At 45.4% G+C, this 21,493-nt stretch carries 20 protein-coding genes; 9 read left to right on the forward strand and 11 right to left on the reverse strand.

All coding sequences use genetic code 11. The features are described from left to right. Window positions 1–60 precede the first annotated feature (60 nt). Window positions 61–2,061: a methyl-accepting chemotaxis protein gene (locus KIT90_RS19000; RefSeq protein WP_151515434.1), complete on the forward strand. Its 2,001-nt coding sequence runs from the start codon at window positions 61–63 to the stop codon at window positions 2,059–2,061. A 300-nt stretch (window positions 2,062–2,361) separates the two neighbouring features. Next, the gene (locus KIT90_RS19005; RefSeq protein WP_005388254.1) at window positions 2,362–2,841 is read left to right on the forward strand and encodes a Dps family protein; all 480 of its coding nucleotides are present in this window, start codon (window positions 2,362–2,364) and stop codon (window positions 2,839–2,841) included. A 108-nt stretch (window positions 2,842–2,949) separates the two neighbouring features. Here the strand turns inward: KIT90_RS19005 and KIT90_RS19010 are convergent, their stop codons facing one another. Further along, entirely contained in the window at window positions 2,950–3,564 is a 615-nt protein-coding gene (locus KIT90_RS19010; protein WP_005442617.1) for an HAD family hydrolase, read from the reverse strand. 124 nt (window positions 3,565–3,688) lie between these two features. Between KIT90_RS19010 and KIT90_RS19015 the strand changes: the two genes are divergently transcribed. Next, window positions 3,689–4,684, forward strand: a complete 996-nt coding sequence (locus KIT90_RS19015) for a S66 peptidase family protein (RefSeq protein ID WP_285378044.1) — start codon at window positions 3,689–3,691, stop codon at window positions 4,682–4,684. 28 nt (window positions 4,685–4,712) lie between these two features. Here the strand turns inward: KIT90_RS19015 and KIT90_RS19020 are convergent, their stop codons facing one another. The 4 genes from KIT90_RS19020 to KIT90_RS19035 all read right to left on the reverse strand — a co-directional run bounded on the left by KIT90_RS19020 (window position 4,713) and on the right by KIT90_RS19035 (window position 8,231). Further along, complete coding sequence (locus tag KIT90_RS19020; protein WP_285378045.1) at window positions 4,713–5,789, reverse strand: PQQ-dependent sugar dehydrogenase; 1,077 nt, start codon at window positions 5,787–5,789, stop codon at window positions 4,713–4,715. Between the two features lie 149 nt (window positions 5,790–5,938). Further along, window positions 5,939–7,087, reverse strand: coding sequence for an L-threonine dehydrogenase (gene yiaY / locus KIT90_RS19025; protein ID WP_005442614.1), 1,149 nt, complete (start codon window positions 7,085–7,087; stop codon window positions 5,939–5,941). Between the two features lie 334 nt (window positions 7,088–7,421). Beyond that, complete coding sequence (gene elbB, locus KIT90_RS19030; protein WP_005442612.1) at window positions 7,422–8,072, reverse strand: isoprenoid biosynthesis glyoxalase ElbB; 651 nt, start codon at window positions 8,070–8,072, stop codon at window positions 7,422–7,424. Between the two features lie 12 nt (window positions 8,073–8,084). Further along, window positions 8,085–8,231, reverse strand: coding sequence for a hypothetical protein (locus tag KIT90_RS19035; protein ID WP_005453721.1), 147 nt, complete (start codon window positions 8,229–8,231; stop codon window positions 8,085–8,087). Window positions 8,232–8,360: 129 nt separating this feature from the next. Between KIT90_RS19035 and yddG the strand changes: the two genes are divergently transcribed. Further along, entirely contained in the window at window positions 8,361–9,263 is a 903-nt protein-coding gene (gene yddG / locus KIT90_RS19040; protein WP_285378048.1) for an aromatic amino acid DMT transporter YddG, read from the forward strand. 359 nt (window positions 9,264–9,622) lie between these two features. Here yddG and KIT90_RS19045 read toward each other — a convergent pair whose 3' ends face one another. After that, the gene (locus KIT90_RS19045) at window positions 9,623–10,516 is read right to left on the reverse strand and encodes a cation diffusion facilitator family transporter (RefSeq protein ID WP_009704718.1); all 894 of its coding nucleotides are present in this window, start codon (window positions 10,514–10,516) and stop codon (window positions 9,623–9,625) included. A 175-nt stretch (window positions 10,517–10,691) separates the two neighbouring features. After that, window positions 10,692–11,570 carry a LysR family transcriptional regulator gene (locus KIT90_RS19050; RefSeq protein ID WP_009704717.1) on the reverse strand — a complete coding sequence of 293 codons (879 nt, stop codon included), beginning with the start codon at window positions 11,568–11,570 and terminating at the stop codon, window positions 10,692–10,694. A 49-nt stretch (window positions 11,571–11,619) separates the two neighbouring features. On the opposite strand from KIT90_RS19050, the gene KIT90_RS19055 reads away from it, so the two are divergent. Continuing rightward, window positions 11,620–12,318 (forward strand): class I SAM-dependent methyltransferase, encoded by a 699-nt coding sequence (locus tag KIT90_RS19055; protein WP_038882285.1) that lies wholly within the window; start codon window positions 11,620–11,622, stop codon window positions 12,316–12,318. A 63-nt stretch (window positions 12,319–12,381) separates the two neighbouring features. Here KIT90_RS19055 and KIT90_RS19060 read toward each other — a convergent pair whose 3' ends face one another. Together KIT90_RS19060 and KIT90_RS19065 are read right to left on the reverse strand one after the other, a co-directional pair. Continuing rightward, window positions 12,382–14,190, reverse strand: a complete 1,809-nt coding sequence (locus KIT90_RS19060; RefSeq protein ID WP_285378051.1) for a hypothetical protein — start codon at window positions 14,188–14,190, stop codon at window positions 12,382–12,384. A gap of 144 nt (window positions 14,191–14,334) precedes the next feature. Continuing rightward, window positions 14,335–16,308, reverse strand: coding sequence for an acetoacetate--CoA ligase (locus KIT90_RS19065; protein WP_285378052.1), 1,974 nt, complete (start codon window positions 16,306–16,308; stop codon window positions 14,335–14,337). A gap of 221 nt (window positions 16,309–16,529) precedes the next feature. On the opposite strand from KIT90_RS19065, the gene phhA reads away from it, so the two are divergent. Continuing rightward, window positions 16,530–17,324: a phenylalanine 4-monooxygenase gene (gene phhA, locus KIT90_RS19070; RefSeq protein ID WP_285378053.1), complete on the forward strand. Its 795-nt coding sequence runs from the start codon at window positions 16,530–16,532 to the stop codon at window positions 17,322–17,324. Further along, the gene (locus KIT90_RS19075) at window positions 17,314–17,652 is read left to right on the forward strand and encodes a 4a-hydroxytetrahydrobiopterin dehydratase (protein ID WP_005442595.1); all 339 of its coding nucleotides are present in this window, start codon (window positions 17,314–17,316) and stop codon (window positions 17,650–17,652) included. The genes phhA and KIT90_RS19075 overlap by 11 nt, the downstream gene beginning before the upstream one ends. A 275-nt stretch (window positions 17,653–17,927) precedes the next feature. On the opposite strand, the gene KIT90_RS19080 is transcribed toward KIT90_RS19075, so the two are convergent. Continuing rightward, window positions 17,928–19,697 (reverse strand): choice-of-anchor I family protein, encoded by a 1,770-nt coding sequence (locus KIT90_RS19080; protein ID WP_285378055.1) that lies wholly within the window; start codon window positions 19,695–19,697, stop codon window positions 17,928–17,930. Between the two features lie 232 nt (window positions 19,698–19,929). On the opposite strand from KIT90_RS19080, the gene KIT90_RS19085 reads away from it, so the two are divergent. Further along, window positions 19,930–20,274 (forward strand): HopJ type III effector protein, encoded by a 345-nt coding sequence (locus KIT90_RS19085; RefSeq protein WP_110414892.1) that lies wholly within the window; start codon window positions 19,930–19,932, stop codon window positions 20,272–20,274. Window positions 20,275–20,334: 60 nt separating this feature from the next. On the opposite strand, the gene KIT90_RS19090 is transcribed toward KIT90_RS19085, so the two are convergent. Further along, the gene (locus tag KIT90_RS19090) at window positions 20,335–20,643 is read right to left on the reverse strand and encodes a cysteine-rich CWC family protein (protein ID WP_029789925.1); all 309 of its coding nucleotides are present in this window, start codon (window positions 20,641–20,643) and stop codon (window positions 20,335–20,337) included. 159 nt (window positions 20,644–20,802) lie between these two features. Between KIT90_RS19090 and KIT90_RS19095 the strand changes: the two genes are divergently transcribed. Next, window positions 20,803–21,483 (forward strand): DUF3313 domain-containing protein, encoded by a 681-nt coding sequence (locus tag KIT90_RS19095; protein ID WP_285378059.1) that lies wholly within the window; start codon window positions 20,803–20,805, stop codon window positions 21,481–21,483. Window positions 21,484–21,493 lie beyond the last annotated feature (10 nt).

Genomic DNA, 21,493 nt, shown 5'->3' on the forward strand with positions numbered 1-21,493 from the left:
TATTTAACATTTTTGTAAACATCGTTATATTTAAGGCTCATCGTTGTCAGGAGTTTATGGATGAACCTTACGATATCAGGGAAGTTGCAGCTCAGTTTTGTGCTGCTAGCCGTACTTTTTATGGCATCAGCGGTATTCACGTATCGCAACGTCACCACCGTAGAGCAATACGCCTCTTCGTTACTTAAATCTGATCTACCAACCGTCGACACCAGTCGCGGTATCCAACAGTCCGTTCAAGCGTCGCTGTCTTCTATTCGAGCCTACATGTTGCTAGGTGGCGATGAAGAGGCGAGTGCACGTCTAAGTGAGGACGTACGCAATATCATGGCATCTACAGACGAGTCGCTTCCAACGTTGCAGGCTTTGATCTCTGAACAGGATTTTCAAGCGATTCAAACCCAGTGGGATGCGGTAAAAGTTTCTCTAAACAAGCTGATTGAACTTAGCCACAGTGATGAGAACTTACCCGCACACAACCTCTTTATTAACGAAGCGGCACCCATTGCAGAAGTTGCACTTGACCAGCTTCAAAGCTTAATCAATGAAGAGTCGGGAAATCCATTTGGTGGAGACAGAAAGCGTCTGTTTAAAGTCTACGCCGACAGTTATACCTCGCTCGCCAATGCTCTGTCTGCTTTGCGAGATTTCCTGTTGTACGGGCAGCAAGATCATTTGGACAAATACCACGACTTGATTAAGTACCACAATCAGTCCGTGGCGGAAATCGACAGTAAACTCGACAGACTGACTGATAACGACCAATCATTGTGGTCACTGTTTAAGGAAATGCAGCAACTGTACTTTCCTTTAGCAGAGCAGGTAATTGCATTGCGTCAGTCACCAGAGTGGAACGAATCAAACTTGCTGATGGCGAACGAACTGTTGCCAGCAGCGGATGCCCTAGACCAAAGTTTAGAAACGATCGTATTGGCTCAGCAAAGTCGTGCTGATCAAAGCGGGCAGGGCATTAATCAGTCAATCAAGAACGTACTCACCACCATGTTGATTGCAGCGGCATTGGTTTTGTTTGCCGCAGTAGCGATTTCAAAATACATGGGCAATACCATTGGTCGCCGAGTGAAAAACTTATCGGAACGTGCAAAGACGATCGCTTCAGGGGACGTTTCTCAGCCTCCGCTCACCGTTGTTGGGAAAGATGAATTGGCAGACCTTACCGATTCGATTAACCGCATGAACCAATCGTTAGCGAGCATCGTGGCAGGGGTGAGTGAGAAAGCGCACCAAGTGGATACCAGCATGGGGGCTTTATTGGAATCGGCGCAAGTCACCTCATCGAATGTTGAACAGCAACAGACCAGCATTGTTGAAATGGGAAGCCAATTGGATGAAATCGCTTTAGCCGCGCGTAACACCCTAGATCAAGCCAATCAATCGGTGCAGAAGCTTTCTGATTCAAAAGGCGAGATTGAACAAGGTCGCGATGCACTAGAGCAAAACAAAGTCACCATGGAAAGCTTACATGGCAGCATTGAAACCGCGAGCACGCAAGTGACACAGCTAAGCAAAGAGAGCGAAGCCATTGGTCGAGTGACGGAAGTGATTGAAGGCTTAGCAGAACAAACTAACTTACTGGCATTGAATGCCGCGATAGAAGCAGCGCGTGCGGGTGACCAAGGACGAGGCTTTGCGGTTGTGGCGGACGAAGTACGCATGTTAGCGACGCGCACTACTCAATCGACGACGGAAATCAACGGCATTATCAACGCGATTCAACGCTCGACCAATTCGGTGGTTGAGGAGATTGAACACAGCCAATCACTTGCGGAGCAGGGCGCTGAGCACATTGAAAAAGCGGTAACTCGTTTGCTTGTCACGACCGAGCAAATTGGTTCTTTGAATGAACAAATGGCAGAACTTGCGGCAGCGGCAGAGCAGCAATCTCATGCGACCAATTCGATCACTGGATTGATGTCCGGTATTACTCAATCAGTGGATGAGGTTTCGAATAACAGCCAACGTGCATCAGAGACATCATTGCAAGTAAAAGAGCAAGTTACCGAGCTGAATCAACAGATGGCAACTTTTAAAACGGCGTAGATAAGGTTTACGTCTGTTCATCAACTTTTGAATGTTAACCAAATAGTAAAAAAGCCCCAATTCTTTTTACACAAAAAGGGTTGGGGCTTTTTGTTGGATGATACGCCGATATTCGTCTACTTGCTCATTGGATTTGGCTATTTAAATCATAGCTAAAACCAAATTTTCTTCACCGAGTCAGAGTCGTAATATGACTCCATCGGCAGCAAATACTGCAAAAGAATTTTTAAACTTTATACCAATCCCGGTAAGAGAATCGTTCGTTACTACGATTGGTATCATCCTTCTAGGAGCAAGATTATGAACAAACAAGTAAGCCTAATTGGTCTAGACAGCGAACAATCAGCACAACTAGCTCAACAGCTAAATCAACTGCTAGCGCATTACCAAGTGTTGTACATGAACTCTCGCGGTTACCACTGGAACATTAAAGGTGCCCAATTCTTCGAACTGCACGTAAAATTTGAAGAGATCTACACTGATCTACAAACAAAAATCGATGAGCTTGCAGAGCGTATTCTAACTTTGGGTCACACGCCAGCGCACGCATTCAGCAACTACTTGGAAGCAAGTGAAATTAAAGAACATCAAAACGCGACTTCTGGTGAGGAGTGTGTACAAGGTCTGGTTCAAGGCTTTAGCGTTCTACTTCTAAAACAGCGTGAGATTCTACAAAACGCGGGTGAAGCAGATGACGAAGGTACAGCGGCATTGATGGGTGACTACATCCGTGAGCAAGAAAAATTAATGTGGATGCTTAACGCTTACCTACAAGGCTAAGCAGCGCATCACCCAAGCAATCCTTGGGAACGCATGAAACAATCGGGAATAAGTCACAAGGGGCACGTTGGTGCCCCTTTTTTTGTTTGCGTATTTTTTGTGTGTGCTTTATTTGCGTGGTAAGGATTCGAAATGGCTCAATAAATCACTGAGCTCATTAAGCGCCAACGAGGCTGAGTCATTGAAGGTTTCTTGATTACCATGATGCACAAGACAAGAGGGCATCTGAGCGTTATACGCTGCCTGTAAGTCGTAAAGGTAATCGCCGACATAAAGCACTTCATCAGGCATCAAACGCCACTCTTTCGCCAACACCTGCAAAGACAATGGGTCTGGCTTGGGCGGGAAGCATTCACGAGTGATGACTCGTTCCACTGAGATTTGGTTGTGTTCTAGTTTGCGCTGCGTGGCGATTTGACAGTTGCGCGTCACGATAGCGGTTTTGATTTCATTTTGATGCAAGTGGGCGAGCAACTCATGGCAGCCAATCATTGGCGCAGACTGCTCAGCATCAGAAATCTCGTAATCAAATATCACGTTATGAGCGTGCTCTCGATGATGAGGATGCTCAAGTGCGTCGACAAAATCCAATAGATCTTCACTCTGCGGACAACCTAGCTGTTGTCGCAATTCGCCGAAGTTCATATCAGAACTCACCAAGGTGTTGTCTAAATCAAACACCACGGCTTTAATTTTATCGAGCTGTAAAGGGAATGGAATCATAATGACCTCGTACAACTTAACCGAACTATCGTTTTAAAAAACAAAAGGTTATTGTTAAGTTTAGATTCTTCTGCTTAGATTGTACGAAAATAAATCAACCATGTATCACAAAACAAGGACGCGCATGATCATTCCTAAACCATTACAAAAAGGCGACACCATCGGCTTTTTCTCGCCATCCTCTCCAGCCACGGTGTTCGCACCTGCGCGTTTTGAACGTGCCAAAGCGTATGTGGAATCCCATGGTTACCAGCTAAAAGCAGGTAGCTTAACGGGCAAAACTGACCAATATCGCTCGGGTTCGATTCAAGAGCGAGTAGAAGAATTGAATGCGCTGATTCGTGACCCTGAAGTGCGCTGTATTATGTCGACCATAGGTGGTTCCAACAGTAACTCATTGCTGCCTTACATTGATTTCGAGGCATTGAAGAAGGATCCCAAGATAATTGTTGGCTATTCGGATGTGACAGCTTTGCTTATGGGCATTTACGCACAAACCGGCATCGTTACTTTTTATGGTCCTGCTTTGGTGGCGTCACTGGGTGAATTCCCGCCATTGGTGGACGAGACCTTCGCTTCGTTCGAATCGATAGTGAATACATTAGTCGGCTTGGATCATCAATACACAATGCCTCAAGGGTGGACAGATGAATGGATAGAGTGGGGCGGGCAAGACCGCGCGAAACAGACCTTGCAAAACCAGTGGCACTTCAAAGGTGAAGGCAAGATCACAGGGCGTTTGATTGGTGGCAACCTCAATACCATGACGGGTATTTGGGCAAGTAAGTTTATGCCGAGTATCGAACAAGGCGATATTTTGCTAGTGGAAGATTGTTTGCAGGGCATTGAAACGGTCGAACGTTCTTTTGCGCTGCTCAAACTATCCGGTGTGTTTGAAAAAGTTGGTGCGGTTGTGCTCGGGAAGCATGAAAAGTTCAAAGATAAAGGCACAGGGCGAGCACCTATAGACGTGTTATTAGAAGTACTTAACGGTCAACCACTGCCGATTTTGTATGACTTTGACAGCTGTCATACCCACCCAATGCTCACCGTTCCATTGGGCTCGACCATGACGCTCGATTTTGACAATGAAACGGTGGCAGTGAGTTTAAAGAGCTAGCTTTGTCTGACTAGCTCTTAAGAGAAAACTATTTCTCCTCAAGACGAAATATTTTGCCGCTGTCGGTAGAAAAGTAGATATAACCATCGGGGCTGATGGTTATATCTCTTACTCGCTCACCAAGATTCTCCATCAATCTTTTTGATTCGGTGAGCTTGCCATTCTCAATAGAAACCACGTTGATGTGCGCCAGCTTCAATGCACCGGCGAGGATTTTTCCGTCCAACTCCGGGTATTTATCGCCACGGTACAAGATCATATTGCTGGGTGCGATAGAAGGAATGTATACCAACTTTGGATCTTCCATTCCCGGCAACGACTTAGCTTCTCCGACGTCCAACGGTCCCCAATATTCTTTGCCATGAGATACTTTTGCCCAGCCGTAGTTTGCGCCTTTCTTGATTAGATTAATTTCATCGCCGCCGCGTGGTCCATGTTCAATAGACCACAGCTGTTTTGTTGCTTCGTCGTAGAACATGCCTTGTGGGTTGCGGTGCCCGTAACTCCATATCTCAGGACGAGCTTCGGAAGGTTTGAATGGGTTGTCTTGCGGAACCGAACCATCAAGATTAAGGCGTAGAATACTGCCAGCATGGGTTTGAGTGTCTTGCCCATTATCACGTTCACCACGGTCACCGATTGAGAAGTAAACTTTGTCGTCTACAAATGAAATTCGACTGCCGTAGTGGCGACCCGTGTCGGTGATGGCATCAGCAACAAAGAGATCTTTCCAGCCCACAAGTTGACTGTTTTGCAATTGCGCCGTCGCTAACGCCACCGTATTGCCCTTGCTCGTACGTTTGCTGTAGGTAAAGAAGAGTTGCGGGTTTTGCTTATCGGCATTCGGTGCGAGCGCAACATCCAATAAGCCGGCTTGTCCACTGGTGTTCACATCGGGAACGTTAAACAGCTTTTGAGGTTTGCCTGTGGTGATATCCAGCAACGAAACCGTACCGTTCTTTTCATTGACGATAACGCGTTGGCTATCTAAGAACTCGATCCCCCAAGGGATCTGAAATCCATTCGCCACTTCGTTAGCGCGGTATTCGGCAGCGTTGGCAGAAAAGGATAAACAAGCGAGTAGGGCAGCAGCAATCGTTCTCATGGTTCCTTCCAATATGAATCGTATTAATGCTTAAAAGCTAACACTAAAAGAGAACGTTTTGCAGAGCATGGATTGTATAAGAATGTAAAAAATCCCCGATACGAGATCGGGGATTGAATTAAGGCTAGAGAATTGTTTATGTAGCGAGATTACATCGCTTCTTCGAAGATCTTAGAGATTTCTTCGTGAGTTGCTTGTTTAGGGTTAGTGAAACCACAAGCGTCTTTCAGTGCGTTGTCTGCTAGTGTTGGGATGTCTTCTAGTTTCGCACCAAGCTCTTTAATACCTGCTGGGATACCCACATCTTTCGCTAGAGTAACGATAGCGTCGATTGCTGCCGCTGCACCTGCTTCAGCAGACATGCCTTCTACGTTTACGCCCATTGCTTTCGCTACATCACGTAGACGCTCAGGACATACTTGCGCGTTGTAGCGCTGTACGTGAGGTAGAAGAATCGCGTTACAAACACCGTGTGGAAGGTCGTAGAAACCACCAAGTTGGTGTGCCATTGCGTGTACGTAACCTAGAGACGCGTTGTTGAACGCCATACCCGCCATGAACTGTGCATATGCCATTTGTTCACGAGCTTCTAGATCTTCACCGTTTTTCACGGCTGTGCGTAGGTAAGCTTGGATAAGCTCAATCGCTTTGATTGCTACCGCATCAGTGATTGGTGTTGCCGCGATAGATACGTAAGCTTCAATCGCGTGAGTTAGCGCATCCATACCTGTTGCTGCAGTTAGCGAAGCAGGTTTAGCTAGCATTAGCTCTGGATCGTTTACAGAGATAAGCGGTGTTGTGTGCTTATCAACGATAGCCATCTTGATGTGACGCTCTTCGTCAGTGATGATGCAGAAACGCGTCATTTCAGATGCAGTACCCGCAGTCGTGTTGATCGCGATAAGTGGCATCATTGGTTTTGCAGATTGGTCTACGCCTTCGTAATCTGCGATTTTGCCGCCGTTAGAAGCAACAAGCGCGATACCTTTCGCACAGTCGTGTGGTGAACCGCCACCTAGAGAGATAACGAAGTCACATTCGTTATCTGTAAGAAGTGCCAAGCCGTCGTTAACGTTGCTGATAGTAGGGTTTGGTTGAGTGCCATCGAACACAACAGTTGCTACGTCGCGTTCTGTTAGTAGATCTTGAACCTGCTTTACTACACCGATTTGGTTAAGAATCTTATCCGTAACAATCAAACCTTTTTTAAAGCCTTGAGATTGGATGCTGTCTGCTGCGTCTTTCAGACAACCAGCGCCCATTAGGTTTACGGTAGGGATAAAAAATGCACTTGTCATATTGGATTGCTCCGTCGTTATTTTTAATAATCTTTCTTAATCTGTCATTTACTCTTGCATACCCCGTTCTTGATTTAGATTGATCTAGGACAAGTTTAACCCCTTAGGGGTATCTTGAGGGCTGAAAGTGTGATGACAGTCTTGTTGCACAGTGAGATGGTGCAACACCTACTTAACGTAGCTGAAATATCTCATTTATCACGCAAACGATTGGCAAAAATAACAAGATTCGTACGGTTTATCTCTCAATTCGACTAAAGTATAAAAAATCCCCATTAATATGTAGTCTATCAATGGGGATTCGTATGGTATGTTTTAAGCAAACGTTTTCGATTTAGGCGATTTTAACTAACTTATCTACTAGTTTTTCAATGCCTGATGCGGCTTGGGAGATATTCTCCGCTAACATATAAGCTGGTGTTGAAAGCACGTTGTGTTTTTCATCGAAATGGATTTCATCCACCTGACAATTGACGTGCTCACCCCCCATATGACCGAATGCTGCTGCAGTGGCTTCATCGTTACCAATGGTGCCTTTCACACCTTGATCGTAAATCATCGGGATAATAGTTGGTGCGATGCATAAATACCCTGCAGGTTTGCCCGCTTGAGCGAATGCACGACACGCTTGGGCGACGTGAGTATTAATCGAACACTCTGCGCCTGAGACTGCGAAGTCGGTTAAGTTTTTCGCGGCACCAAATCCACCGGGAAGCAGTAGGGCATCGTATTCATCAACGTTAAGTTTGGCGACATCGTCAATGTTACCGCGAGCGATACGAGCTGATTCGATCAAGACGTTGCGTGTTTCATCCATTTCGTCACCAGTTAGGTGATTGATGACGTGGAGTTGGTCAATGTTAGGTGCAAAGCAGTGCCAAGTTGCACCTGCTTTCTCGATGGCGTAGAGCGCCAATACTGCTTCGTGGATCTCAGAGCCGTCGTAAACGCCTGAACCACTTAAAATGACTGCGACTTTTTTCATGATTGGATTCCTTTACTCTGAACGTTCCTTAGATTGTTCTTCACTATCTAGACCATGCGTTTCCGAATGTGTTTCAACGTTTTCACTTTCGTCGTCTTCCTCATAGTAGCGCACAACAAACGGTGTCAGCATGACACTCGAAGGCAGAAAATGTTTCATATCGACTCCAACCGCGTAATAGAGTGGTTTTTATACCGATTTTGGAAAAAGAGTACGTTGAAGCGGATCATTTTTGAGTTAAGCTGCAGTTTCCTTTGGCATTCATGAGCAGTAGGTCACATAGATAACATGCAATCCTATCAGTTTCGTTTCACCCTTTATGGTTGTATCGCCATTCTCTCTTGGAGCTGTTTGCTAGGCATCGCAAGATTGGTGACAGAAAGTTTAGGGCCCGTGGGTGGATCAGCCATGCTGTATTCTCTGAGCTCGATTTTTCTGTTGATTGTGGTTGGCATCCCAAAACTGTCGTATTTCTCACCCAAGTATTTGATTCTCGGTGGGGCGATGTTTGTCTGCTACGAGATCTTCCTTGCGCTGGCGTTGGGCTACTCCAATTCTCGTTCTCAGGCGATTGAAGTTTCCATCGTCAATTATCTATGGCCTGCACTAACCGTGTTGTTTGCGGTATTGGGCGGTAACAAAAAGCCGAACTGGTTACTGTACCCGGCAGTTATGTTGGCATTCATTGGTGTCGCTTGGACGGTCAGTGGTGATAGCGGCTTATCACCGACGCAGTTAATGGCGAACATCAGCAGCAATCCGATTGTTTACTTCATGGCATTTGCAGGCGCAGTCATCTGGGCGGTGTATTGCAATCTGACTCAAAGACAACAATCGAAGCACAACGCGATTACTTTGTTCTTTATCGCGACAGCCATCTCTTTGTGGATCAAATACGCCTTTACTGATGAGCCGCCAATGGCATTCAGTTGGCAAGCGATGGGGTACTTAGTGGCGTCTGCGGCTTTAATGGCGGGTGGTTACGGATTGTGGAACATCGCGATTGTTGGCGGCAATATGGTGTTTCTCGCAACCTTGTCTTACTTTACGCCGATTTTCTCTGCTTTGTTTTCTTCTATTATTCTAGGCGTCACTCTAAGTCACAGCTTCTGGCAAGGGGTCGTAATGGTAACGGTTGGTTCGCTGATGTGTTGGCTGGTCACTAAAGAGAAGCGCGAAGCCGCTGGATAAGTTTTCTGTAGGAGAGGGCAAGTTTACAAGCCACAGTTCAATGTACCAACCCCTCCTTACCTCCCCTTGTATTTGGCACCTAAGTTCTCAATATCCCTGAGTTAAAGGGGAGGGACTGTTCCTGCATCCGAGAATAAATCAATTGCTCACTATGAGCATTCTCTGGAGCAGTAGAAGAGCGGCTAGCTGAAGTTAGCAAAGAATAGCTCTCCCCCTTGAACACCGTATTCAAATGCGAAGCAACGTAAGTCAATAAAAGGGGGAGTAGGAGGGGGTTGTAAGTGCATCAATCGAAGAAATAAAAAAGCTCCCGAGATTGGGAGCTTTTCTTTTGAGTTCTAATGATTCTTGGTGGCGCTCTAATACGCGACGTTCAATTGTAATTGAAGCTTGAATCTGTGCTTCGATAGTCGCTTAGTAAGTTGCTTACGAGTGTGTTCTAGCGTATCAAGCTCTAGTGTGTCGTCATCAACATGTACGTCCACATTCACTCGCAATTCTTGACCAACTTTAGTTACGCCAGCCAGTTTCAATTGGTGCTCAGTTACCTTTTCAATCTCAAGAACGTCTTTACCAACGCTCTGACACAGCTCTTTACTAGGTGTCATCATTAGCAGTTCACGTAGGGCACCAACTAGCATATCAAACGGTACTTTAAGGAAGTAGAAGCCCATCAACACCATCATCATAGGGTCTGCATAGACCGCGTAGTGTGCATACGGTGTTAGTGATACTAACCATGCAGCGATAAAACCAAGAGTTACTGCAACACTAAGTAGCGTGTCCATTTGCCATTGTTTTTTCTCGGCTTCGATTAACCCTGATGAAAAACGACGGCTTTTCTTCGCCATAAACCACCAAGCGTAACCACAACCAACGACGTTAACGACACCGAATATGGTTGCGATGGAAGCGTCTACCTCACGACCACCTGTCATCAACGCAGTTACCGCAGAGAATAATGAGAAAGCAACAACAACTAAAATAACGGCTGCTTTGATAGCGATAACGATAGGTTCAAGTACAGCTTTGCCGAAAGGAAAAATAGATTTTGATGGCTTGCTGATGTAGTAAGAAGCTGCCAGTGACAATAAAGTTAACAGCAGACTGACTAGAGAATAAACACCGTCAAATACGATGACGATCGACCCAACAAGCAAGCCAAGTACCATCCCTCCGACTGCAAACCCAGATGCTAAAAGGGCTGAGAAGGTTAAGATACGGTTTTCGTTTTTGCTTGTCCTGTCACACATAAAAGATGCCTTAAATTATTACACCCTTACATTCTTCTCCTTAGGGTAAATTTAAGCAAATGAAAACTGTGTGACATTTAAACGATGAAATGAGGGTTTTTATTTATTTTATTATATATCAATGGTTTATGTTGAAATCTCGCTGTCAATTTAATTGACGCTCACTGCAATATGTTTAGAAGTCGAATAAATACTCGCTTAACTTATCGGCCAACCAACTCATTGCTGGGTGTTCTGTTTGTCCATTTGGAACGAACATACAGTAGTCTTCCTGAGTCAAACCATAAGTGTGTTTTATTACCGCAAGTTTCTGATGTCGCAAGTAATGTCGGATCAGTGGCTCTGGCAATACGCCCCACGCATCTTCTTCCAAAATGGTGTTCAGCATGTAATCAAAACTGGAGAAGCCAATGTATCGAGTAGAAAAGGGTTGCAGCTCTGGGTTGTCTTTTTCGTTCAAATACACCATCAACGCTTGCATCTGGTTACGCAAATCTTCGTCTGTGACACGGCGCATCTTACTTAAGCGATGTTCGAAACTGCATACTGACATCATGCGAATTTTGCCTAGAGGATTGTAGACAATATGAGGATCGTCGACACGTTCGTAGTCTACGCCAAATGCAAAGTCGACTTGTTGTGTACTGACTAAATTTGAAAGGTCACCACTGGACGCCAATATTAAGTTGAAGGTTGTCGACGGGAAGCGATTGTTTAGAGTATGAGATAGCTCTTGCCACAGTTCGTCTGGCAGCGAGTCATCACGCGCCACCCAGACCTCAGCATTGAAGCCGTCAGAAACTTGAGCGCAGGTCTTTTTGATTCGCTGTGCGGTTACAAGCAGGTTTTCACAGTCTTTAAAAATCGCTTTCCCTGCTTCCGAGAGTGTTAGCTGATTGCCAGTACGAGTGAATAACTCGACGTCTAGGTCTTTCTCAAGCGCCTTAATTGCCATACTCAGCTTAGTACGATTGCAATCGAGTTGACGCGCAGCCTCCGAGACGGAGCCATACTCGGCAATGGTACAAAAGGCTTCAACTTGCGATAAGTTCATGATTAAAAAAGACCTAAACTGAAATGAAGAGAATCGATAGCGTAGACGAATGAACGTACTGACGCCTAGAAAGATTATCGAAAAAAACACGGATTCGCCAGATAAGTCTATGGTGTTTTGGCGTTTTTGCGGTAATCTATGGGGGTTACAAGAAGTGAACATGGAGGCCACGATGGCACAAGATTGGGACGGCTTAGCAAAGAATTGGGAATCTAACCCAGCAACAGATCAATTTGCTCAGTCGGTGTTTGCACAGTTACAACAGCTTACTCAGCTTGATGGCATTAAAGTATTGGATTTTGGATGTGGGACAGGGCAGTTAAGCCAACTATTGTCGCCATCCGCAAAAGAGATTGTGGCGCTGGATGCATCTGAAGCCATGATTGAAGAGCTTGATAAGAAAGAGCTAGAGAATGTAGAACCGGTTGTTGACGCATTGACGCGTGGTCTAGTCGCTCAGCACCCAGCATTCCGTGGTCAGTTTGACTTAGTCGTTGCTTCTTCAGTGCTGGCTTTTATCGAAGACTACGAAACGTCTCTAGAGATTGCTCACTCGTTACTCAACGCTGGTGGTCACTTCGTACATTTTGACTGGATCGCAGATTCAGCAAAAGAAGGCTTCACGCTAGCGAAATCAGAAAACGCACTTATCAAAGCCGGCTTTACTGAGGTAGAAACGAAGAAGGTCTTCGAAATCACATCAGACGGTCACACAATGTCAGTATTAATGGGTGTAGGTCGCCGTTAATCTCCGACAAAGAACATAAGAAAAGCGAGCTGTTTAGCTCGCTTTTTTGTTTCCAAACTGCCGTTACTTTTGGATGATAACGGTATGAGAAATGCCATTAACAGTTACATCACCAACAATATTTAGCTTGCCGTCTTTATCATAAAAGACAAACTTAGGAACAGTGGTATAGCTAGAACCATTAACGGTTGTACTTGGAAGGCTGAATGTCTCCATTTCAGTTAGGTACAAAGAGTTCAAAATGGCGACTCTATTTTGTGCTCCCGCCAGTGCAATTGCGACCTCTTTACCGTTATGGGATTCATCTAGAGACTGAATTGTCTCAATATAAGGCCAAGTATAGTCATTATCTGGTAACGTGATCTTACCTGCATAAGTCATGTCAAATGCTGCATCACCTGACGCATTTAGCCTAACTCCACATTCTGTGTAAATGTATGTGCCTGCATGATTAAACCAGAAGTTACGGCAGAACTCATAGTCACCATGGTATGGTGAATCAATTGGATCACTCGGGTTTGCTGCGTCCGTAATGTCGGTTCTCGAAATATCTCCAGGGCTTACTGTTGTGGATAGACTATATAAAGCACTTCCTGACGGGGCCATTTTAAGCACTGATTGAGTATAGTAATTCCAGCCACCTGTTGACGTTACAGCTCCAGTTCCTAGATCAATGATCTGCAACCCCGCCCATTGGTCGTCTGTGGGCAATGTCCATACGAAGTTACCATTAGTAGATAGGTCATAAATGTTTTGTGATGTGAATACATTTGACGCGACAGTACTCAGCGGCGAAGTGGCGTTGTAATCAAATGTTGTGATCATCGCATCATGTCCAACGACAAAACGATTTGTCCCATTTATGTTATCTACGTCTACTGAAGATGGGTACTTGCCAAGTTCAAATTCATATGACTTAGAGTCGTTGAGATCATAAAAATAAATTGCATTCTTAGGTGAATTTGAAACAACGGCGATGACATTTAAAGCGTCAGAGTATGTAGAGTCGACCACGTTATGACGAGATGCACCATCAAAGGTTACCTCGGTTCCTGCCGCAGGAGTATCAGGCAAACCTTCGTCAGGGCCTGGTGTCGAGTAATCTGTGATCGTGTAACTAACCGGGACAGTTAGAGGGCTACCTTCAATAGGGTAGTAACAGCTATCATCAAAGCACGCATTTACACTTATTTCGGTATCAAACGTTCCCGTACCAAGGAAGATAGGTTCTTCCATTTGCATGTACAGGCTTATGTTAGTATTCGAAATGGCCGGTGAAACGTATGAAATTACATTGCTACTTTCGTCAGCCTTTATATTCAGATCGTAGAGATTGGAGCCAGAAAGAGCGATGACATCTGAAACATCTTTGGAGACAAAACTTTCGCTGTAATCAGCCGAAACATCAATCTTCGGAACGACAAGCTCAATTTTCTGATCAAGGGTAACCTCGTTCGTCAAAGTCACTTCTATTGGAGATCCAGAATAGTGTTTGTCACAGTTTATGTCATGACATAGAGCAAACTGCGCAGTTGTCGATTTTGCGCCGTTCCCTATTTCATAACCTTTTTTGAATGTGACCGATGCGTAACCACTTCCATCTTCATTGAAGTAGAAGATCACATCAGACAATAAGTTGCCGGTATCGGTTAATATGCCGTAGTAAAGGTCATCACCTTCCACATAATTGACGCGGAAAGGGACATCGACATAAGCTGAATAGTAAGCGCTTGATTCCGTCTTGAAGCTGGTTTCAGCCATGGAGATGGAGCTTGAAGCTTTTGAACTGCCACTGTCACCGCCTCCGCCACAACCAGTTAGCGCCACAAGCGCCAAGCCCGACATCATGCAATAAATATCTCGCCTGATCATATAATTACATCCATTTTATATAGTTTGTTGAATAGACGAGCGAATGTAATCATATGGTTGCAAAGCCTTGCAATGCATACGCGCTGTAAATTGGTTTCGTTTCACACTTCTTGTTGAGTGTATGGCTAAATATTCGGCATAACGCTAACTTTGGAATGAATGTCTCTTTATTTCCTCCAAGACTTTCGGATTTGCAATCGCACCTAAGTTCTCAACTTCCTTACCATTTATGACTTGTTTGACAGCAAGTTCTACCAACTTTCCCGAGCGTGTTTTAGGAATGTCGCTGATGGCGAAGATTTGGCTTGGCACGTGCCTTGGCGAGCAGGACGTTTTGAGACGCGACTTAATCTCTGCTACTAACCTGTCATCTAACGTGACACCTGAAACGGTCTGAACAAACAGCCAAATTTGTTCGTTTCGCTCGATCTCTTTACCAACGGCAATGGAATCGACGATACCGTCAATAGCGTTTACTTGCTGATAAATCTCCGCTGTGCCGATGCGCACACCGCCAGGATTCAACAATGCATCGCTACGACCGTAGAAAACAAACCCACCTTTGGCACTGCGTTCGACATCGTCACCGTGATGCCATATATCATCGAACTTGTCCCAGTACGCGTTGTGGTAGCGTTCCCCTGTATCGTTCCAAAAGCCGACAGGGAAGTTAGGCATAGAGTTGGTGCAGACGAGTTCACCGCGCTGTCCATTCACACTTTGACCTTGCGAGTCGAACACTTGAACATCAATCCCCAAGCCAGCGTACTGGCATTCACCACGATAAACAGGCGAGATAGGGTTGCCTAATACAAAGCAGCCACAGATGTCTGTTCCGCCTGAAATAGAAGCCAAGTGCAAATCTTGCTTGATGTGTTGATACACGTAGTCAAACTGCTCTGGATAAAGCACTGAGCCCGTAGAGCACAAAGTTCTTAAAGCAGGGAGAGAGTAATCTTGGATTGGCGACAGTCCGGCTTTTTCTACCGCCTCTAGGTACTTGGCGGCAGTACCAAAGAGACTCACCTCGGCGCGCTGAGCTAAATCCCACAACACATTGGGTGTTGGGTAAACTGGGCTACCATCGAAAATCACCAAGCACGCGCCACTCGCTAGAGCAGACACGTGCCAGTTCCACATCATCCAACCACAAGTTGTGTAGTAAAAGACGCGGTCTTTAGGCTGAATATCTGAATGAAGTTGATGTTCTTTAAGATGATTAAGAATCGTACCGCCAACAGAATGCACGATGCACTTAGGCTTGCCCGTCGTGCCAGAGGAATAAAGCACAAACAGCGGGCTATTGAACTCCACGCGAGTGTAATGCAACGGAGCAGGGGAATACTGATTAATGATGTTTTGCCAATCGTGAGTACAAACATCGCATTCGAACACATGCGGTTTGAGGTAACCGATCTGGCACACTTGTTTCAGTCCATCAAGATGATCCGCGATGTGATGGTTCTTCTCCAACATATCGAAAGTTTTGCCGTTGAAGGTATAACCATCGCAGGTAAAGAGAACCTTTGGCTTCACTTGCCCGAAGCGCTCAATAACGCTTTCTACCCCAAAATCAGGGGAGGTAGACGTCCAAGTCGCGCCTAAGCTGGTGGTAGCAAGCATTGCAATAACGGTTTGTGGCATATGTGGTAAATAACCTGCAACTACATCGCCGTACTTGATGCCACATTCGACTAACCATCGCTGAACGCTCGAGACCTCATCACAAAGCTGTTTCCATGTGTAAGTCTGTTTATCCCCGCGTTCGTTTTCAAACCAAATCGCCAGCTCATCCGCTTGCTGCTCTGCCAAACTGAGCAGGTTCTCTGCATAGTTAACTTGAGCTTGAGGGAACCACACGGCATCTCGATTTTGCATTGGTGATTGCCAGCGGCTTTCACCTTGCGTTTTAACGGTATCGCCTTGCGTGCCAATTAGGTCGCAAAACTGCCAAACCTCTTTCCAGAAATGCTCGTTATGCTCCAAAGACCATTGGTGCAAATCAGAGTAGTTTTTGAGCTCGAAACCCTGCCGATTAATGTGCTCGATAAACTGCGTGATATTGGCTTGCTCGATTCGATCTTTCGTCGGCTGCCAGACTTTGTTGCTCTCGCGCATAGCTCCCTCTATAACAAAGTTTTAACGTTTTCAGTCTGAGGTGAACAAGAAATAAAGTCAAACTCGTTGGAGAAACTAGCTCCTTATGTATATCAATGTGTTAGGGGGTGGTGTAAAGAAAATGTTACACCTAAATTTTGAGTGGAAAATGGTCAGGGGATTGGAAGGACAAAAGAGTGTAGATAGGCTTGATGTAAAGGATTTGTTAATGGAGATGTGCGATGACTCAGTATCATTCAAAACCCGTCGATCAGGATGGAAGGGTAGAATGGAGCCATGTAGAGGATGCCATTTGGCGCGACTTGGTAACAAGACAAATGAGCGTGATTCAAGACCGTGCATGCAACGCGTATCTGCATGGACTCAAGCTGCTCGACTTACCTCATGATCGCGTGCCACAACTGCCCGAAATCAATCGTGTTTTGATGGAAACAACGGGCTGGAAAGTGGAGCCAGTACCTGCGTTGATCGACTTTGATCGTTTCTTCAATTTGCTTGGCAATAAACGCTTCCCAGTCGCGACGTTTTTGAGAACACGAGAAGAGTTTGATTACCTACAAGAGCCAGATTTCTTCCATGAGATCTTCGGTCATTGTGCCATGCTCACCAACCCTGATTTTGCCGCCTTTACCGAGCATTACGGACAGCTCGGACAAGCCGCGACACCAAAGCAGCGAGGGTACCTTGCGCGTCTATATTGGTTTACAGTCGAGTTCGGCTTGGTTCAAGAGGGTAACAAAACCAAGATCTACGGTGGCGGCATCCTTTCATCTCCGGGAGAAACCATCTATTCATTGGAAAGCGACATCGCGATTAGAGACGAGTTTGACCTGCAAACTGTGCTAAGAACCCCTTACCGCATCGATATCATGCAGCCGAAATACTACGTGATTGAAGATTTGTCCCAGCTTTTCCAAATTAGCCAACTGAATTTATTGAAACAAGCCGATCTAGCGATTGAAGCCGGATTGCTTCCACCACTTTTTGAACCAAAGGAACCTGCTCATGTTGAATGAACAAAAATGCGAAGCTTGTAGTATCGATGCCATTGCACTTAGTAAAGAGGAACAACAGTCTTTGCTGCTGCAATTATCAGATTGGCAGATCATTGAGAGAGATGAGATTCCTCAACTTGAGAAGGTCTACAAGTTTAAGAACTTCAAACAAGCGTGGGCGTTTAGCAACAAGATTGCCGAGCTTGCAGAAGATGAATTCCACCACCCATCTATCTTGCTGGAGTGGGGCAAAGTGACCATCACTTGGTGGAGCCATTCTATTAAAGGTTTGCATAAGAACGACTTTATCTGTGCTTCGAAGTGCGACGCATTGGCTATTGACGAGTAAAGCCGAGTGATTAAAGAGAGATTCCGGACATCTCGTTCCTCGATTCCGGAATGACGTTGGTTGTGATGGTACTACTTGGAGCTGGAAGAGAGCTTTTCCACTTTGTAGGCTAGTATCGTTCTGAACTGCTAAGCTAGTTTCCGTCATTCTCGAGAGCGACGAAGGAGCGAGTCGGGAATCTCACTCTCAAACAATGCTCATTCACTATAAACAAAAACGCCCGGACTGAAGTTCGGGCGCTTTACTTTTAATTTTGTTCTCTTGAAGAGTGGGTATTAAAGCTCGATTCGAAACACAGATGTCGTACCTGACACTTCATTACCAACCGCGATAAAGTGTTGTCCGTTACGAGCAAAGTAGTTGATTGACTCCGGCGCCAAATCACCTGCTTTTGGATTGTAAGTGTCGTTCGCGCATTCGCCATCTTCCACTTCTGTACAAACTGGTTGGCTGTAATCACGACGGTTTACGTAATGCAAGAACTGCGCTTGCTTCGGGTCTGTGATGTCATAAATCATGATGCCGCCTTGACGTTCCAAGCCGATAAACGCGTAGTGACGACCATTGATTTGTGCTACTTCAATCGCTTCTGGCTCAATGCCTTTGTCGTCGCTGCGGTCATCGCCACTGTCATTGCTATCGTTGGTGCTGTTGAAGTTCTTACCTTCATTCATTAATGCGATGGTCGCGAAATCGTCACCACTATCGAAAACCAACTCACCGTTTTCATCCCAAATAGAGAACGAACGGGCACCAAAGGCTTGAACATTGTCTTGTGCAGAAAGCGTGTGCTCAGGCTTAATCACTTTTAGACGCGCGAGTTGCATGTTATCTTTTAGCGCCTCTGCCAGCGGGTGATCTGCTGCGACTTTTAGCTTCTTACCGCGCACCTCATCAACATGGCTTAAACAGGTGCCTTGTTCAGAAGTATATTCATCTGTACCTAGGTAATCGTCTTCATCCCACTTAAAGCCCGCTTGGTCACATAGAGCTTGTGTTGTTTTGAAGCCATATTCACGACCGTCACCTTCGTTGGCAGAGAGTATGTACGTTTTACCGTTTACCGAGTAGCTGTCGAGGGTATCTGGCATGTACAGACCAACCAGTTGAGGGTAGCTCTTAAAGTTGCCAATGATTTTGTCTTTGTTCGAAGCATCCAGTTTTGAATCAGACCAAGATTTCTCGCCCAGACCTACAATCTTCTCTACCGATTTGTTTTCTGGGTTTACGATTGCCATCGCGTTGTTTTCTTGCAGTGCAACGTAGATTTTTCCATTGTCAGCAAAGGTGAGGTATTCCGGTTCTAGATCTTGCGCCACCGTTGCATTTGGACCAGAGATTCGAACATCTGCAGGTAACTCAGACTTACGTGCACCATCAAACTCATTGAAACCAATTTGCGTGACTTCTGCTTGGTTTATACCTTGGCTCAAGTCGATCAATGTGATGCTGCCCTCTGGATCGATACTGTAGTCACCATTTGGCTCACCTTCGTTGGCTGTCGCAATGTATCTGCCATCTTTTGAGAAGCCAACCATGTCTGGCAATGCGCCAGTAGGGAAGGTGGTGATAAGTGACAAATCATCCGAGCGGTACAAGCCAACAATGCCATTCGCCTGCTTATTGCTGTTTTCAATCGCTACAGCGACTAAACCATTAAAGACAGCAACGCTGTTTGCCGCACCAATTTCAACGCCTGCCGCTTCGCCCGCGCTGTTGAGGTCGATGAATGCAGTTTGCGTTGGTGCGCCGTTGTCGTCCATAGAAAGCACATCGACACGCTTTGCTTGAGCGTTGACCACGTATAGCTTGTCAGTACACGCATCATATTGAACGATTTCTGCTGCCGATGTATCGAATGGTGCGTCAGCGATAGACGTTCCCATAAAGGTCAACCCTTGGATGGATGTCTCTCCAGCAACAGGTGCTACTGGTGCTTTACATTGGGCTGCAAACGCAGAGAGAGAATCGTCAGGTTGAGATGAACATGCGATGGCAAGTGAAGATAATGCCAATACGCCTATTGCCTTAAATGGGGTGGTCATGATATTTCCTTATTAAGCAGATACAATGTCGCTCAATGCACCTAAATTAGATATCTATTCATTCACTGCAACAGTGAGGAATAGTGCATTGATTGATGTGTTATTAAATAAGGCTCTGAATATATTTATGATTTATGACTCTTATATTGGCTTTTGATGAAACAAATGTGTCAGTTTTAATCTGAACGTATGTCGAACACCTAAGATGAAAAGACACTAGGAAATAGAAATAATGGAACTTAAAGTATTTTTGGATGCGCTAGCGGCATCACCTGAGACAGTAGAATTTGAAACGACAATGGCAGCCATTGAGGCAAACTACGCTTTTACGCCAGCGGCTTTTGTGAATGGTGAAACGCAGAATAATGCAGGTGAGAACAACGGCTCGTGCAAGATCTTCGCATTTGGTCAACTGAACAACTTAAGCAAAGAAGCAACGTTGGCGTGTTTTGGTCGCTTCTACCGTGAAGACGTATTGGCACATCCAGAGAACAACGACCATCAAAACATTCGTAACTTTATGGTGACAGGTTGGGATGGTGTGAAGTTTGAATCCCAAGCGTTAGCGCAGAAATAGTTCGCAGACCTCACCTTCATTTCAATGATAGCCAGTCCGATACGTCCTATATCCGATAGGCTAGGCGACTGGCTTTTTCTCCAAACATTTACGACACAAACAAAGCTGCCCCGCATCTGGTTTTGGTAAATCTCTGGTCTCAATATCAAAGCACCAGCACGTCTCTTTCCCCGCAGCAATATCGCAGTGCGCGTTCGTGCCACACTCAGGGCAAGAGTGGGTTGAGTCATTTCCAACCAATTGCTCGATGATCGCGTCTCGTTGAGTATCGGACTTATCTTTCCACTGCACGATTTCTTCCATGGTTCGGTGACAGCCAGAACAGATCCCGCCATTGTTTTTACAGGCCGCGCGGCAAGGTGACTTCATTATTTTTCTCGTTATGCTTTCCAGTAAGCGGCGTACTTTAACATGAAATTGTGCAGCGGGAAGCTCAATACTTGATTCAACAAAATATCCATTGAGTGAATAAATACTGGTCAAATTTATATGGAATAGTAAACTGTATATTCAATTTTAGGAGGCGTCATGTTTAAACCGTATTTTAAGTGCATCACCTTGTCTGTTTTTATCGTCCTTTTGGCTGGTTGCGCCAGAGGTCCACAAGTCGATGAGACGAAATTTACTTCGTATGAGGACTTTCGACCGGGTCCTGAAGGCAGAGTCGATTTAGTGTGGGCAAGAGATGACATTAAAGATACGCAAACATTAAAAGCCGTTCTAGATAAATACGATAGCGTACTGATGGATCGTGTTTTTGTGGTGGTGAAAGATGCTGAGTTGGATGATGAGAGCATTAATGAACTGTCTGACTACATGGTGATGAGGCTCAAAGAGAAGATCTCGACCAATAAACGCATTGTGGATGAGCCAAGTGACTCAACACTTCGTTTGAGTATCGCGATCAGTAATGTGGAAACGCCCAATCCGATCTTAGCGGTAACAAGCTCTGTGCTGCCTTTTGGTATTGGTGTTTCTACAATATCCAAGCTAACAACGGGCGAGCACACCAATGTGGGAGAGGCGACCATTGAACTGCTGGTAAGCGACTCCAAAACGGCGGAACCAATCTTTGCGGTGATAGACCGACATGTTGGCGATAAAGATTTGGATAACATTGTTGACGGGTTAAGTGGAGCGAAAGACGCAATCGACTGGTGGGTTAATCGATTATTTGTTACTTTCGACAACCAAGTTACCCAAATCTAGGTCGTTAGAC

It is taken from the genome of Vibrio sp. B172a, from assembly GCF_030248355.1.
Lineage (GTDB): Bacteria > Pseudomonadota > Gammaproteobacteria > Enterobacterales > Vibrionaceae > Vibrio > Vibrio owensii.